This is a genomic window from Acidobacteriota bacterium (assembly GCA_029861955.1).
In the GTDB taxonomy this organism is placed as follows: Bacteria; Acidobacteriota; Polarisedimenticolia; order Polarisedimenticolales; family Polarisedimenticolaceae; genus JAOTYK01.
Genome location: JAOTYK010000003.1, coordinates 85,243 through 97,152, shown reverse-complemented (window position 1 = coordinate 97,152; position 11,910 = coordinate 85,243). Strand labels below are relative to the sequence as shown.

At 61.4% G+C, this 11,910-nt stretch carries 9 protein-coding genes; 5 read left to right on the top strand and 4 right to left on the bottom strand.

Translation table 11 applies throughout. From position 1 onward, the window contains the following. Nucleotides 1–173: 173 nt before the first annotated feature. Genes OES25_02430 through OES25_02420 form a run of 3 tightly spaced genes read left to right on the top strand, consistent with a single transcriptional unit; the run spans nucleotide 174 to nucleotide 1,865 of the window. Entirely contained in the window at nucleotides 174–452 is a 279-nt protein-coding gene (locus OES25_02430) for a hypothetical protein (protein MDH3626499.1), read from the top strand. Nucleotides 453–477: 25 nt separating this feature from the next. Next, nucleotides 478–1,383, top strand: coding sequence for a diguanylate cyclase (locus OES25_02425; GenBank protein MDH3626498.1), 906 nt, complete (start codon nucleotides 478–480; stop codon nucleotides 1,381–1,383). Next, on the top strand, nucleotides 1,380–1,865 hold the full coding sequence (locus tag OES25_02420) for a hypothetical protein (GenBank protein MDH3626497.1): 486 nt from the start codon (nucleotides 1,380–1,382) through the stop codon (nucleotides 1,863–1,865). The genes OES25_02425 and OES25_02420 overlap by 4 nt, the downstream gene beginning before the upstream one ends. On the opposite strand, the gene OES25_02415 is transcribed toward OES25_02420, so the two are convergent. Further along, nucleotides 1,862–4,441 (bottom strand): serine/threonine-protein kinase, encoded by a 2,580-nt coding sequence (locus OES25_02415; protein MDH3626496.1) that lies wholly within the window; start codon nucleotides 4,439–4,441, stop codon nucleotides 1,862–1,864. The genes OES25_02420 and OES25_02415 overlap by 4 nt on opposite strands. Before the next feature lie 129 nt (nucleotides 4,442–4,570). Here OES25_02415 and rsgA point away from each other — a divergent pair, with 129 nt between their 5' ends. Next, nucleotides 4,571–5,614, top strand: a complete 1,044-nt coding sequence (rsgA, locus tag OES25_02410) for a ribosome small subunit-dependent GTPase A (GenBank protein ID MDH3626495.1) — start codon at nucleotides 4,571–4,573, stop codon at nucleotides 5,612–5,614. A 50-nt stretch (nucleotides 5,615–5,664) separates the two neighbouring features. Here the strand turns inward: rsgA and OES25_02405 are convergent, their stop codons facing one another. The 3 genes from OES25_02405 to OES25_02395 form a co-directional block, all read right to left on the bottom strand. Further along, nucleotides 5,665–6,765, bottom strand: coding sequence for a right-handed parallel beta-helix repeat-containing protein (locus OES25_02405; protein ID MDH3626494.1), 1,101 nt, complete (start codon nucleotides 6,763–6,765; stop codon nucleotides 5,665–5,667). Nucleotides 6,766–6,823: 58 nt separating this feature from the next. Beyond that, nucleotides 6,824–7,327: a CIA30 family protein gene (locus OES25_02400; protein ID MDH3626493.1), complete on the bottom strand. Its 504-nt coding sequence runs from the start codon at nucleotides 7,325–7,327 to the stop codon at nucleotides 6,824–6,826. A 102-nt stretch (nucleotides 7,328–7,429) separates the two neighbouring features. Further along, entirely contained in the window at nucleotides 7,430–10,960 is a 3,531-nt protein-coding gene (locus OES25_02395) for a protein kinase (GenBank protein ID MDH3626492.1), read from the bottom strand. Between the two features lie 75 nt (nucleotides 10,961–11,035). Between OES25_02395 and OES25_02390 the strand changes: the two genes are divergently transcribed. Continuing rightward, a complete protein-coding gene (locus OES25_02390) occupies nucleotides 11,036–11,869 on the top strand; it encodes a DUF4105 domain-containing protein (protein ID MDH3626491.1) in 834 nt (277 codons plus the stop codon). Nucleotides 11,870–11,910 lie beyond the last annotated feature (41 nt).

Genomic DNA, 11,910 nt, shown 5'->3' with positions numbered 1-11,910 from the left:
CATACGGGTAAATACACTTGAGTTATTAGCAATTTAAGGGCATTATTGGCTTGTGTTTGTAAGTTTTGAAGTTTACGTTTGACATGTAAGGGTCCCGGACTAGGATCCAGCGTCCAGCAACCGTAAGAAACTAGCCCAGGCCTCTTCGATATCGCTCTTAGTGAGGAGGTTCGATGGGCAAAGCTCCGAGCGGTCCTGGCATCGGCGAGATCACATCCGCCAGACGGCACTTTTCCGACGCCGATGAGAAACTCGGCGACGCCCTGCAACGTTGCCTGGTTGATCTGACGGGCACCCGGACGGATGCGCTCGAGGCATTTGTCAGACAGCAGGACGCGTTCCACGCCTACTCCGGCGAGGTCCTCACTCGTATCGGCTCGTCACTGGATCCGACGACGCCACACGAGTCACCGAAACGCGACAAGGTGCGGCGTGCGGATCCTGGTCGCTGACGACGTTACGCTCAGCCGAACCGTCGTGAGCGAAATCCTGATGGAGGCCGGGCACCAGGTCATCGAGGCCGCCGACGGCGACTCGGCCCGCGCGATCCTCGACGCGGAAGACCCACCCCAACTCGTCATCCTCGATTGGGTGATGCCTGGTCTCGACGGACCCGCACTCTGCCGCCTACTGCGATCCGATCCGGATCGCGCGTACGTCTACGTCATCATGCTGACCGCGAAGGGCGGCATAAGCGACCTCGAGACTGCCATGGCTTCAGGGGCAGACGACTACCTGGTCAAACCGGTCGATCCGCGGGAACTTCGTGCCCGTGTCGGGCGAGCGACCGACATGCTCGCACGACTTGACGAGCTTCGCGCGACCCGAGAGGCACTTCGAGCTCAGAGCATACGGGACCCGTTAACCGGTTTGTTGAATCGAGGGGAGATCGTCAAGTCGTTGGAGCGAGAGTTATCGTTTGCGAAACGGCAGGGCATCGCGGTGAGCGCTCTCGTCCTTGACATCGATCACTTCAAGAAGGTCAACGACTCATACGGCCACCTCAGCGGAGACAAAGTCCTTTGCGACGTCGCTGAACTGCTTCGGGGTGCGACGCGCACGTACGATATACTCGGTCGCTATGGTGGCGAAGAGTTTCTCGTCGTCTTGCCGGGATGCGGCGTTGACACAGTCGTCGTGGCGGCGGAACGCTATCGCACACAGATTGAAGAGCACACGTTGGAACTACGCAACGAGATCGTCTCTGTCACCGTCAGCATCGGAGTCGCTTCCAGCGATCCCACAGCCCACGTGTCGGCGAGCGAGCTCTTCGAGGCAGCGGACGAGGCTCTTTACGCGGCGAAGCGAAATGGACGGAATCGCGTGGAAGTGGCGCAGTCTGTCTTCGCGACGAGCATCGACAACAAAGGACGTGAATTGTGACATCCCCTGTGCAAGACGGCCAGAATTATCGGGTCGTTAAACGAAAGATCGGCGTACGGATTCTTCTCACGGACAAACGTGTCATCGACGGCGAGTTCTATGCCGCCGAAGAACATCTCAATGGCCAGCCCGGAACAGTCCTGGATCGACTCCGCGATCCACGCGAGAAATATCTCCCACTGGCGGCTGACGACAGGCACGTCATGCTGAGCAAGGCCCAGATCGTCACCGTGCGATTGAAGGAGGATGACGTCGGGCGACCGCAAGCGCTCTCCGTTTCCGAGTTTCGAATCCTGATCGACATGACGATCGGTCCGCGATTGGAAGCCAGTTTCTTCGCGTTGTCGCGACCGGCTCGCGCACGTGTACTTGATCACCTGAACTATGCAAAAGAGGCGTTCTTTCCGATCTTTCAGGATGACTGTGCGATTCTCGTGAATGCCAACCATGTCGTAGCGGTGGCCGAGCAAACCGAGGTCTAGCGGAGTTTTTCGAGTTGCTCTGCCGTATCGATGGCGTCGGGGTGTTCCGGTCCGAACGCAGCGACGGTGATATCAAGCGATCGCTGGAGCATGCGGACTCCTTCCTCTCGTTGGCCCTGCTGACCCAGGATTTTCCCCAGCGTGTACAGAGGATCCGCGAGGCGTGTATGGTCCGGGGCCAGGGTCCGCTCATTGATCGCAATCACCTGCCGAAGTAGGACGACGGCCTCCTCGGTCTTCCCCTCGTCCCGCTTGAGCAACGCCGTGTTGTTGAGAATCACCGCATAGTCCGGACTCTCCGGCCCCACAGACTCCAGCGCGATCAATCGCGCCGTCTCGTAGGCGTCGGCCGCATCGTCGAATCGTTTGAGTCCCAGGTAGGTCAGACCGAGGTTGTCCCAGGTCCAGGCCAGCAGAGGATGATTCTCCGGAAGCGACGCTTCTCGAATACGGATCGCTTCGAGGTACTGGGCGACGGCCTCCTCCGAACGACCCATTCTTCGATAGACGAGCCCAAGATTGTTGTGAGCGTACGCCCGTTGTGGGTGGTCCGGTTCGTAGAGTTTCCGCTCGACCGCCTGGATTTCCAGGAACAGCCTCTCGGCATCTTCGTAGCGCCCCTGGCGGCGGTGCAACTCGGCCATAGTGTTCAGGGCCTTTATCCAGTCCGGATGATCCTCGCCGACGAGCTCCTTCTGAATCTCCATCACCTGCGACATCGCATGTTCGGCCTCGGGCAACTCGCTCCTCGCAAGATGGACGTTGCCAAGGACGTACCAGGAGTGCGCCGTCTCCTTCGAAAGTGGGCCGAATAGCGCCTGACGCATGTCGAACATCGTCTGCGCATGATCAAGCGCCTCGTCGTAGCGACCCTGATGCCAGCGAATCGAACACATGATCTCGTAGGCGGTTGCGGTCTCGTCTCTCGCATCCGCTCTGGATTCCAACAACGAGAGCGCCTGCGAAAGGAGCGCTTCACTCTCGTCGAAGTTCGCGAGATTGTAGTGCGACTGTGCGACGGCGAGGAGTGCCGTGCCGACGTTGACATCGTCGGTGGAGTCGCCGACTCGATGGATTTCCAGGACCTCCCGGTTCAAGCCGAGCGCATCATCGTAGAGTCCGAGGCTGCCGTAGACCCGTCCGAGCGTGTGGAGGATCGTCGCGCGCTGGTCTGGTTGATCCTTCAGTTCGGTCTTGATTCGATCTCTTGCTTGATCCAGCAACTGCCTGGCCGTGGTGCTGTTGCCGAGGGACTCACTTGGAGCAGAGACCTCGAATACGCCGATCAGAAACTCCGACACCGACGCCGCTTCGGTCTCGGCACCGAGCGCGCGATTCAGGTGTCGTTGCGAGGTGCTGTAGAGGATGCTCATCCAGATACTGAAACCGAGCAGCGTCAAGAGAAACAACGAAACCACGGCGGTCGCCGTCTTGTTGCGGGCGATGAACCGACGCAGGCTGTAGAGCTTGCTTGGCGGCTGGGCCAGCAGCGGATCGCCGCTAAGATGCCGATGAATATCTGCGGACAGCTCGGCGGGTGACTCGTAACGACGCGCAGGATCTTTCTCCAACGCCTTCATCGTGATGACATCCAGGTCGCCGGAGAGTCGTCGCCGGAGCGTCGCCGGATTGGATTGTCGAACGTCCGCGGCTCCACTCGCGCGGGCCCCCATGGAGCTTATCCGTGTGCTGGGCTTCGACGGTTGCTCTTCGCGGATGCGTCGACGGATCTCGTCGAACCCCGCGCGGCGCAGCTCTGCGGGCTCAAAGGGCAGCGCGCCTGTCAGCAACTCGTAGAGGAGGATGCCGAGAGAGTAGACATCGGTGCGAGTGTCAACATCTAGAGGCGAGAGATCCGCCTGCTCCGGACTCATGTATTCCGGTGTACCGACCAGGACGCCGAGATCCGTAAACAACGATCGTTCCGTGAGACGTTGCTCGATCGCCTTCGCGATTCCGAAGTCGATGATCTTGGGTACCGGTCGTCCCTCTTCTTCCGCAACCAGAACGTTCGTGGGTTTGATATCGCGATGGATAATTCCCTTGCGATGGGCGTGTTGGACGCCGTCACACACCTGGGTCAGCAGCTCGAGTCGCTCCACCGTAGATAGACGGTTCTGGTCGCAATACTCGTTGATCGGAATGCCATCGATGTACTCCATGATGAAGTAAGGGCGGCCGTCGGCCGTCTCACCCGCATCGTGGACGTTCGCAATGGCGGCGTGATCCATGACCGCCAACGCCTGTCGTTCCACCGCGAATCTCGCAACGACCTGTTCCGTTTCCATTCCACGTTTGATGACCTTGAGTGCGACGGATCGTTGAAGGGGAGCTTCCTGCTCTGCCAGGTAGACGAGCCCCATACCGCCTTCGCCGAGCTTGCGAACGATTCGGTACGGTCCCACCCAGGCACCGATGGCGATGGAGTCTGAAGACGAGTTCGTTTCGACGACGGGCGTTTCGTCGCCTTGATTCTGCAACGCCAGTTCCATCAGGCACGCGGGGCAATTTCCATCGTCCGGTCGAGAGGGATCGAGCGCCGTCTGGCAGTTTGGGCAATACCGAGTCTTTGTCACGATTCTCCTCCGCGGCGGGACAAACGGCGGTCACGTGCGTTACTTACCGGTTTTGAGCGGCCGCGTAACAGATGTTTCGACTTTATCCTATTATTCCGTTTGTACGAATCACGGAAGGCGTTCTTCACCATGGGCAACCACAACCTCCAGGCGATCGGCTGGAAACCGTTCTTCCAGCAGCAAGTCTCCCTGGAGGCGCTGGAGACCGGGATCGTGGCCCGTGTCTCCGCCCATCACAGCAGCGAGGTCTTGATGCTCGGCGAGGCCGGCGAGTTCCGTCTTCACGTGCAGCTCGCAGAATCTGCCGGGTCGATCGTCGTCGGTGACTGGCTGGTCCTCGACGCCGGGGATCACCGTGCGAGCCAACGACTGGAACGTCTGACGTTGCTGACTCGCAAGGCCGCGGGCGAAGAGGTCAAGTCTCAGGACATCGCTGCCAACCTCGACACGATCTTCATCGTGAGTTCATGCAACGAAGAGTTCAATCTGTCTCGTATCGAGCGGTATCTGGCTCTGGCAATGCAGGCCGGTGTGGACCCTGTCGTGGTCCTGACGAAGGCCGACCTCTGTGACGACACCGATGCCTTCCGGAGTCAGGCCGAGCAATTGCAAGTCGGGCTCCCGGTTGTGACCATCGATGCGCGGCAACCGGAGCAGGCAGACCCGTTGAAGAGCTGGTGCGGGCCCGGTCAGACGGTGGCATTGTTGGGGTCTTCGGGCGTGGGCAAGTCCACGCTGGCGAACGCGCTGGGCGTCGGCGGCCTGGACACCGGTGAGATTCGCGAGAACGACGCGAAAGGGCGACATACGACGACCGCGCGTTCGCTACATCTGTTGCCCAGCGGTGGCGTCCTGATGGACACGCCCGGAGTCAGAGAGCTTCAGCTACCGGACTGCGAAGACGGAATTCAGGACGTGTTCGAGGACGTCGTTGAATTGGCCGGTAACTGTCGCTTCAACGATTGCAGCCACGAGGGCGATGCCGGTTGCGCCGTCGCCGCCGCGATCGAATCGGGAGCGCTGGACGAACGGCGCTATGCCAGTTTCAAGAAACTCGGTGCCGAGCAGGCGCGCAACGCAACTTCATTGGCGGAACGGCGTCGACGCGAGCGCGGCACCGGACGCTTATACAAGTCGATCATCAAGCACAAACGTCGCCAGCGCGACGACTGAAAAAGGGGACAGATTTATTTTTCCGTTCGGAAAAATAAATCTGTCCCCTTTTACCTGTCCCCTTTTACCAACCGTGGCCGCTTCAGGGTCGGTGGAGCTGCGGGACGTTCCACCGCTGCGTTGGGCGCCAGTGGATCGCCACAGGTCGTCGTCGGACAACCGATAACGCCTGCGGACGTCGTCTGGCTACATATCGACTCGCTACCGTCATCGCAGAACACGAGTCCGGTGATCTCCGCAGCCCGAACATGAGCGTCCGAGAACAGCTGGACCAGGAGGTTGCCGTGCAAGACCCCGCTACGCAGTCGAAGGGTCCCGCCGTCGAGCGCAGAGACATCGCCGAACACATCAGGGGTCAGCGCTGCAGAAGCCCGCGAGTCTCGAGCTGACGTCAGCGCGTACTGGGTGGTGTCGGTGTCCGAACCCAGCGTCACACCTCCCACCAGGCTGACGCTGCTCCGATCGACGACGCTGACATGGACCTGTCCGTTGTTCCGAAAGGCCGTGTCGAAGACGGACCCATCTGAACGATTACTCACACCCAGCCCCGCGACAACGTTGTCTTCGATCGTCGAGTCGCTCATTGCGAAGCGGCTGTCGTGGATCTGAATCCCGACATCGTTCCCGCTCACGGTGGACTGCTGCAGATTCAACGTCACCCCGTCGTCGGTGAAGATCCCTCCGGCGTGACCGGACACCTCGGATTCCAGCAGGCGCACCGTCGCCGACTGGTCGGCCCAGATGCCGAGTCCGGCGGCTCCTTCGATCTTCGTGTCGTAGACAAACAACTCCGCGTTCGCGCCGTGCACACGCACACCCAGGATTCCGCTGATGATCAGACCTCGCAGGCTGACCTGCGCGTCGTCGACCTCGATCACCGGTAGAAATTCTGGATTCTCCCCTCGCTCGCGAATGCCGGCCCCGGGGCTACCGGCTCTCAGCGTGACGCCGTCGTGGGCGATCCGAAACGAGCCTTCACACATGCCGTGCAAGCGGATGTCAAGTCCACCGAGTTTCCGGGAACGTCGGAGGGCCCGCCGGAGTGCGTAGGGTTCGGTGCAGTCCACATCGATGCTGCGTGAAATCACGACGGCGTCGCCCGGTGAGGCGAAGAACGCCGCGGAGAGCAAGAGTCCGGCGAACGCGAGCATGACGAATCCTCCCGTGTGTTGGGTAAGATTATACGGTCAATTGTGGGGCGGGGGGTCTTCAGCCCAGAGCCTTGATCCAGTCGACCTCGAGGCGGAACGGACCTTCCACCTTGTCAGCGATCAAGAAACCCAACTGACGGATCGTGCCCGGTTCGATGGACGGGCAATCTGGCAGGGTGCGCCCGCGAAACGTGGCTAAGAATTCGCTGTATGGGGCTTCGATCGTCATCCAGTCGTTCGCGTTTGTCTTGAAATTCCACCGGTAGGCGACTCCGTCGAAGGCATCAGACGTCCGGATGCGCAACTGGTATTCGCGACCGTCTCCGCGGAATCTCGCGGCGAGCCGTGACGTACCAGCGGTCGGCATCGCCTCGGGCAGACTTCGCACGGACGCAAAACCGCCGTTGTTCGCCAGCGAAATCTGGCCCTCGAAGACGGCCGTACTGTTTTCGGTGAGAGAGATCCGACTGCGGGACAGCCCACCCATCACGCCATCGTTCACGATCATCCAGCGATCGGGGCCTTCATCCCCTTCGAACGCGAACAGTACCCGTTCGGTCATTTTCGGCTTCTCCCGATGCGGATCCGTCGAACCGGATGCCGTCATTAGGCTCATCAGATCTGAAGAGCGCGTGCAGAGCGACGATGGAGAACCTCTCGCCCGTCACTCTAGCCCGGCCCTGGCCAACCCTTCGATCAACTGGTCGGTGAACGATTCCGTGAACGCGTGGCGCTCGAGCAGTTCCCGCCGGACATCTTCAATATCCAGCCCCTCGAACCCCGTCTTCTTGTTCAACTCGCTCCAGCGGTAGCGGAGCTCCTTGACTGCGGGCGCGGCCTCGTCAATGCGACCCAGCTGTCCCAGCGTGGCGGCGAGGAACAGGGCCTCACGGAAATCCGTCTCGTTGGCGACCACACCACCCATTGAATAAACGAGCGCCTCTTCGTAGCGGCCGTGGACGTAGTCGTCTACGAAGAGGGGGAAGTCGGCGTACTCCGGCGGATGCGGGTTGAGCTCTATCGCCCTCTCGGCCATCGGCACCGCCGTATCGAACTCTCCTCGGATGGAGAGGTAGTTGGACAACAGGTGCATCACGATGGGGTTGTGGGGGTTGAGCTCCGCCGCGCGACGCATCTCGGCGATGCCGCGTTCGTCGTCGCCGGAGAAGAGGAGCGCAAGACCGAGGTACGCGTGTGCCAACTGGTTGCTGTCGTTGAGGGAGGTCGCACGTTCCCCCACCTCCACGGCGCGGACGAGCGAGTCGTATTCGCCCGCGGGTTCATTCCAGCGATGATGGAACTGGTCGGCGTAAAGATAGGCCAACATGGCCAGACCATCCACGTAGTCGGGTTCTCTCTCAATCACCCGCTCTAGACAATCGCGGGCCGCCAGGTGTGTTTCGGCATCATGAACCTGCAGGTAATCGTAGGCGCGGAACACGCAGTCGTGACTGTCGAGTCTCGCCGGTGGCTTGCTCCGCGAGGCAGGCAACTCGGCGCGTGTCAGGGCGCCATAGGATCCAGCGATCTCGTTGACGACTTGTTCGGTCAGCGTGTCCTGAAGCTCGAACAGGTCCCGGGCACTGCGATCGGCGTTAAAAGTCTCGCCCCAGACCGAACGCCCGTCACGCCCGTCGGAGAGTCCCACGTTGACGCGGATGCGATCCGACGACGATTGCACGGTGCCCTGCAAGACGTAGCGCACGCCGATCTCGCGGCCGATCCGGAGAGAGTCCGCGTTTTTTCCTTCGCACGGCCCCGCTCGGCAGGGAATCACGGCCAGCTCGCCGTAGCGGGAAAGCGCCGTGATGATTTCGCCGGTTAGACCCTCGCTGAAGTAGCGTTGCTCCGGATCATCGCTCTCGTTGGCGAAGGGCAGTACGGCGATCCGCAGCCAGAAGACCACCGGGCCGGTGTCGACCGAGCGGTCGGGAAGTCCTGCCTTGCGTAACCCGTCGATGAGCTGATCCGCTAGCGTGTCTGCCATCGCCCAACGCTCGATCAACTCGCCACGCATCTCCTCCAGGTCGAGGCCATCACAGCCGATCTGCTCACACGCCTTGCGCCAGAGAGTCCGTAACCGCGCCAGACTCGATGCCGCCTCCTCGGTCCGACCGAGTTGTCCCAGCGTCGCGGCCCGGACCAACGGTTCAATGAACTGATCGCGCCCGATGAGTTCGTCCTCGGTGAGTTTCAGCGCCTGCTCGTAGCGACCGTCGACGTAGTGATCCAGAAACATCGGGTAGTCGAAGAATGGAGGCGGGTATGGATTGAGCGCCTTCGCTCGTTGCGCCAGGAGCACGGCCTGATCCAACTCGGCCTGATGGGACAGCCACCAGGAGAGCATGCCAAGCACAATGGGGTTGTGCGGGTTGAGCTTCACGGCGCGACGCATCTCGGCCAGGCCTCTCGTTTTGTCCCCCGAGTAGAGCGCCGCCATTCCGAGGAATGTGTGCGCTAGCTGACTCCTGTCGTCGAGATTGACCGCGCGCTCGGCCATCTGCAACGCGCGTGCGCGCGAGTCGTACTCGCCATCGGGCTCGTTCCAGCGGTGATGAAACTCCTCGCTGTAGAAGAACGCCAACCACGCCAGGCCGTCCACGTAGTCCGGCTCGGCCTCGACGATCCGTACCAGGCAATCACGCGCCGCCAGGTGGCCCTCCGCGTCGTGGGAGCGTGCGTTCTGCATGTAGTCGTAGGCGCGGAACACGCAGTCGTGACTTCCCAGACTCTCGGGAGCCTGACGTCGGGATCGAGGCAGTTCGGCGCGGGCCAGGGCTCCGTGGGATCCGGCGATCTCCTTGACGACCTGCCGAGTCAGCTCGTCCTGAAGCTCGAACAGATCCTGAGCAGTTCGATCGGCGCTGAACGTCTCGGCCCAGACCGCCCGCCCGTCGTCGCCATCGAAGAGCTGCACGTTCACACGGGTGCTCTCGGGCGAAGACTGCACAGTCCCCTGCAACACGTAGCGTGCCAGGATCTCCTTACCGATCTTGCGAGGGTCTACGTCCCGTCCTTCGCACGGTCCCGAGCGACACGGCAATACCGCCAGCTCGTTGTAACGGGACAGCTCGGTGATGATCGCGCCGGTCAATCCCTCGCTGAAGTAAAGCTGCTCCGGATCCCCGCCGGCATCAACCAGCGGCAGCACGGCGACCGTCAGGCCGGAGACGGGGGACCCCATGTCCAGTTGGGTCTCGGCGCCGTCCCGATTTTTCACCAGCCAGACACCCGCGACGATCAGCGACAGTACGACCACGGAGACGAGTGCCAGGCGTCCGCGTCGCGATGCGGGGCGAGCCGCGTTCGCCGCGGGAGGGATCGAGAGGCTCGAATCTCTCCGCAACCTTCTTAGATCCGTGACCAGGCCGGCGGCGCTCTGATAGCGCAGCGCCGGGTCCTTCTCCAGCGCCTTGTTGACGATCCGTTCGAGTTCGGGCGGCACCTGATCGTTGAGTTCGACCGGTGCCGTCGGCGCCCGGTTGAGGATCCCGTCGAACACCGCCGCCGACGTCGCTCCGGAGAACGCGCGACGGCCAGTGATCATCTCGTACAACACGACGCCCAGCGAGAACACGTCGGTACGCGCGTCGAGCGGTTTTCCCAACGCTTGCTCGGGTGACATGTAGGAGATAGTGCCCATGACGGAGCCGGGAGTCGTCGTATCGAGAGACGTCCGGGTCGCGTCGTCGGGACCGGCGTCCCTCTCCGCGTCGGTCGTCAGCTTCGCCAAGCCGAAATCCAGCACCTTGCACTGCCCGCGTTCGGTCACGAAGATGTTCGCCGGTTTGATGTCGCGATGCACGATGCCCTTGGCGTGGGCCGCATCCAGCGCGTCCGCGATCTGCGTCACCAGTTCGATCGCGGTCTCCACTTCAAGCGGCACGCTGCCGATGCGCTGGTCCAGGCCACTACCCTCCAGCAACTCCATCACGATGAAGCGCCGTTCTTCCCACTCCCCGATGTCGTAGATCGCGCAGATGTTCGAGTGGTTCAGGGCCGACGCCGCACGGGCCTCGCGTAGGTGTCGGTCAACGGCATCGGTGTTGCGGGCGCCCGCCTCGGGCACGAACTTCAGGGCGACGTTGCGATGGAGACGCGTGTCCTCGGCCTTCCAGACCACACCCATCCCACCCTCGCCGATCTTCTCAATCAGGCGGTAGTGGAGCAGCTGTTGTCCAGCCTCGATGGCCACGGACACACCTCCATGTGTACGGTTCGCCGATCATACGCCATCGCACGGTATCCTGGGTTCGAAGGAGATCCGAGAGTGCAACAGGAAGACGTTCATCCGACGCGAACGCCGACCGGGTTCGTCCGCAAGGCGCTAAGGCGTGCCGCGCTCGTCGCGCTGCTGGGCGCGATTGTGCTGTTCCTGTGGGTTGCGCTCCGTACACCGTCGTTGACCCGTGACTGGGATGAGGATGTTCGGGTGCTTGCGGGGGTCGAGCGATCTGATGGTGGAACGGTCCTGCTGAAGAATGTTCGCGATTGGAGCTATACGCGGGACTCGGTCGTGGGCAAGTCGTACATCGACGCCTCCTACAACCCCGAGCGCATTGTCGATCTCTGGTTGTACGAACAGAAGCTCGACGACGTCGGCCTGGTGGCCCACACGTTCGTGGTCTTCGAGTTCGACGAGAGTCATGGACCTGACCGCTTCCTGGGACTCTCCGTCGAGACACGGCGCGAGGTCGGCGAGAAGTACTCGCTGATCGGTGGGATCGTACGATCCTTCGAGGTGACCCACATCTGGGCGACGGAGAACGATCTGGTGACGCGCCGCGTGAACTTCCTGGACTATCCCCTCACCCGCCACCGGCTGACACTTCCGGCCGAGGTTCGCACACGAATATTTTATAAGTTCGTCGAGGAGACGGAAGAGCTGGCCGCGACGCCACGCTGGTACAGCACGATGACGAACAACTGCACCAGCTCGCTGATCCGTTACGTAAACCAGAGCGAACCGGGCGCCCTCCCGCGGCACTACAGCTATGTGTTGACGGGGACCGTCGACGCCTACCTGAAGAGACTGGGCTACCTGGACACGGAGCACTCGCAAGCCATCACACGCGACACCCTCATCACCATCGGCATTAGATAGAAAAGGGGACAGATTTATTTTCCGATCGTCCGATCGGAAAA